This is a genomic window from Achromobacter sp. GD03932, assembly GCF_029839485.1.
Classification (GTDB): Bacteria; Pseudomonadota; Gammaproteobacteria; order Burkholderiales; family Burkholderiaceae_B; genus Achromobacter; species Achromobacter bronchisepticus_A.
Genome location: NZ_JAOCAT010000066.1, coordinates 1 through 3,571, shown reverse-complemented (window position 1 = coordinate 3,571; position 3,571 = coordinate 1). Strand labels below are relative to the sequence as shown.

Here is a 3,571-nt window from a genome sequence, read left to right as displayed (position 1 = left end):
ACCTAGAATTTCTTAGAGTTTTAGCCGAATTCATAGGTAGCTGGCGGGCGCGAAGTTTGGCGCGGTGTGAGCTCTTCTATGCGAGCGATAGGCTTCTCAGTGACATCGGAACAATGCGCGATACAGCAGGCGATTACACCGCTCGGCGCCCGTAAAACGCCAGTTTCGTTCAACAAATCGTCGACCCCCGCAAATCAACTGGACCGCCCCAGCCTTGAAATGGAAATCACCGTAGCGCCCGCTTCTCAAATACCTCAATTGTAACTGACGCGACAGTTATATAGAGTTTGCGCATTCCAACAGTCGGGGTGATTGCGTGCCGAGACCCAAAACCGTCGATGACAATACCGTCCTTGATGCGGCTCTGAAGATCATGTTGCGCCCTCAACGTGAGGCGTTCACCCTGTCTGACGTTGCCACGGAAGTAGGCCTCAGCCGAGCCGCCTTGATTCAACGCTTCCAGAATCGCGACGGCCTGCAACTGCGGGTCGCAGAACGCGGGCTCCAGATGCTCGAAGAGTACTTGCAAGAGGCGCCCTCTCATCAGGGTGTCGATGACGTCTGGACTTTCCTTCGTACTCTCGTGAATTCGATGGGTAGCGACGACCGGTTGCCATCTCTGCTGATGATGCTGCGCGACGACATGGTAGACAAGGAACTCAATACCATTGCCAAGGCCAGGAACCGCCTTATCAGAAACGCCATCTCGGAGCGACTGCCCGACGCTTCCGAGGGGCAAAATGATATGCTGGCAAGTCTTATCCAGGCCACCATGCAGGGCGCAGCACTTCAGGCGGGTGTGGACAGCCCAAGCGAACTCAAACGGCATATCCTCGATCACATACGGCTTCAGCTGGACCTGATCTTTCCCGGCAATGGCATTGCGCCAAACGATTGACAATTGCTCCATCAGTTTATAACATACGCGCAAGTTATAAATGAGATATGCGATGCTGCACGACACGGACCGAATACTGAAGCTGGCCAGGGAGGCAGGCTTGGAGCTTGCGCCCGGTTCCCTTAGGCTCAACGAAATGGGCCTCGATTTCCAAGTTGCTTTCGGCAGGGATGGGGACGCTGTAGAGTGGGTTTTGCGGATGCCGCGCCGGACGGACGTGGCATGTGCGGCAGTCAAGGAAGCGAAGATACTCGACTATTTCCGCAGTCGGCTGCCAGTCGCTGTGCCGGACTGGAAGGTCTTTAGCGATGATCTCATCGCCTACCCCTCCCTGCCGGGCAATCCGGGGCTGACATTTGACGCCTCGACCTATGAGACGACCTGGCACTTTGACCAGAATTCTCCGGTCTATGTTGAAACGCTGGGCGCGGCGCTCGCGCAATTGCATGGGCTCGACACCGACGATGCAATTAGCGCGGGGCTAAGCAATCTCAGTATCGATGCCGTACGAGAGAACTGGACGCGCGATCTCGAAACTGTCGAGAAAAGCTTTGAGGTACCGGCAGCAAGACTTGCCCTCTGGCGCGCTTGGCTTGCTGACTTGTCATTCTGGCCTACCCATGCCGCCTCAGTGCACGGCGATCTTTATGTCGGGCATGTCATGGTCAAATCGGACGGTACTGTCTGCGGGATAATCGACTGGAGTGAGGCACATATCGGCGATCCTGGAATCGATCTGGCTGGACATCTCAAGGTGTTCGGCGAAGCTAGCCTGCGCGACCTCCTCGGTCACTACGAGGCGGCGGGGGGACAAACCTGGCCGCGTATAGTTGAGCATTGCAAGATGCTGCAGAGCGCCGAGGGCATCCGATATGCTATGTTCGCCCTTAAGACGGGCAGCGCAGAGCATCTGGAGGGTGCCCAGGGGCTTTTGTCGGCGCCAGGGATTTGACGCTCCGTCGGTCCGCGGCCCCGCTCCTGGGTGTACTTGCCGCAGGGTGCCTGTTTCGCCTGGGCAATGCGTTTGCCGCCGTCGCCCTGCCGTGGTTGGTACTCGATCTCAGCGGCAGCGGGCTCTGGGCCGGAGCGATTGCAAGCGCGAGCCTTATTGCTTTGGTTATCGGCGCTTTTTTCGGAGGGGCGCTGATCGATCGGCATGGCGCGCGCAGGGTCGCGATCATCGCGGGATTGGCGAGCGCTGTCTGCGTGGGTGCGGTTCCTGCCATAGTGCAGCTCGGGCCTGAAGCGCTGCCTTTCATCGCCGTGCTGGTGGCTGCGGGCGCGCTGCTCGACAGCCCCGGCATGACGGCGCAAGATAATCGCATTCCAGAACTGGCGCGGCTTGGCCAGATCCCGCTGGCGCGTGCCGTTTCGCTCAAGTCGCTGATCGGCAATGCGTCCTTCGTGGCCGGTCCGGCCCTTGCTGGTATCTCTATCGGCTTTGGCGGTGCGAGCGTGGCCCTGGTCATCGCCTTCACATGCAGCATGCTTTCGGCGCTTCTGATTGCCGTCTGGCTCCCAGAGGCGCGCCGACGCACTAAGCGTAATGATGGCGGCATGCTCTCGGCGTTCGGCTTTATATTTCGCGCTCCTCCGCTCGCCTATCTGACGTTGCTTGTCATGGTGGTGGTGGGTTTTACCAGCACTACTACGAGCGTGCTGCTACCCTCCCTTTTTCATCAGGCTGCCAGAGCGCCTCAGGAATTCGGTTTGGCCGCTTCCTCGATCGGCGCCGGATCGCTCTGCGGTGCCTTGCTGCTGACGATCTTTCCAAAGCTGGCCGGGCAGTTCACTGCACTTCTCGTGATTGTCGCGTCATTGGCAATGGTGCCGGTGGCGCTTCTTCCGCCTCTCCCAGCCATCCTCCCGTTGGCCTTCATCTATGGGCTTCTGCTGGCCCCTTTGGGTGTCGCCCTGAACACTATGCTCTTCATCCAAGCGCCTCAGCATCTGCGCGGACGGGTGCAAAGCGCGAGTGCAGTTCTGACTTTGGCGGCAGGGATACCAATTGCCCTCCTAACGGGTCTCCTGGTCGAGACGCTGGGAAGTGGCATGGCGCTGATGGCCTGCATGCTGGCTACGGCGTTGGCTACCATGTGTACGCAGTTGTGGTCGCGGTCCGCGGACGCCGGGCCGCGCTGAGCCTCAATTCCCTCGGCATAAGGAGAAACCGACATGCATGCAGCACTGAAAGAGCAGATTGCCGGGTTGGAGCGTAGGCTCTGGCTGGAAGGCTCCGAGGCTTTCGATAAGATCATGGCACCGGAGTGTTTCATGGTTTTTCCAAAGCCGATCGGTATTTTGACACGGCAGGAAATTTTGGCCAGCCTCGGAAATTTCGCCCGCTGGGACGAGGTCACAATTGAGGGGGGGCATTGGCAACTGCCGACAGAAAATGTCGTCGTTTTCAGCTACGAGGCGCAGGCGAAGCGGGGTGAACAGCCTTACGCCGCATTTTGCTCATCTACCTATGTGTTTATCGGGCAAGTATGGCGTATCGTGCTGCACCAACATACCGTCGGTGGCTAGGATTGGACCAATCTGGCAGCTGGTGGCACCGCGACATCGAGATGCTCGAGCACTGCAATGTTTTCAAAACCGGCAATCAGGGGAGTGGCTTCCTCGATTGCCCGGCTTACCAGTTCGGTGCGGAGAGAGGCTTCTTGGCTAGGC

4 protein-coding genes are annotated in these 3,571 nt (G+C 58.6%); all 4 read left to right on the top strand.

The genetic code is table 11. From position 1 onward, the window contains the following. Nucleotides 1-316 precede the first annotated feature (316 nt). The 4 genes from mphR(F) to N5C88_RS31310 are packed head-to-tail and all read left to right on the top strand — an operon-like array spanning nucleotide 317 to nucleotide 3,427. Entirely contained in the window at nucleotides 317-898 is a 582-nt protein-coding gene (mphR(F), locus tag N5C88_RS31325) for a macrolide resistance transcriptional regulator MphR(F) (protein WP_021263609.1), read from the top strand. A gap of 52 nt (nucleotides 899-950) precedes the next feature. Beyond that, nucleotides 951-1,850, top strand: coding sequence for an Mph(F) family macrolide 2'-phosphotransferase (locus N5C88_RS31320; RefSeq protein ID WP_021263608.1), 900 nt, complete (start codon nucleotides 951-953; stop codon nucleotides 1,848-1,850). Continuing rightward, complete coding sequence (gene mrx(F), locus N5C88_RS31315; RefSeq protein ID WP_031943236.1) at nucleotides 1,847-3,040, top strand: macrolide resistance MFS transporter Mrx(F); 1,194 nt, start codon at nucleotides 1,847-1,849, stop codon at nucleotides 3,038-3,040. Before N5C88_RS31320 ends, mrx(F) begins: the two co-directional genes overlap by 4 nt. Before the next feature lie 33 nt (nucleotides 3,041-3,073). Beyond that, nucleotides 3,074-3,427, top strand: a complete 354-nt coding sequence (locus N5C88_RS31310; RefSeq protein WP_031943237.1) for a nuclear transport factor 2 family protein — start codon at nucleotides 3,074-3,076, stop codon at nucleotides 3,425-3,427. Nucleotides 3,428-3,571: the final 144 nt, after the last annotated feature.

Excerpts from the sequence above, each read along its gene's own strand:
- N5C88_RS31320 (WP_021263608.1), top strand. The coding sequence starts at position 951 with ATGCTGCACGACACGGACCGAATACTGAAGCTGGCCAGGGAGGCAGGC.
- N5C88_RS31310 (WP_031943237.1), top strand. The coding sequence starts at position 3,074 with ATGCATGCAGCACTGAAAGAGCAGATTGCCGGGTTGGAGCGTAGGCTC.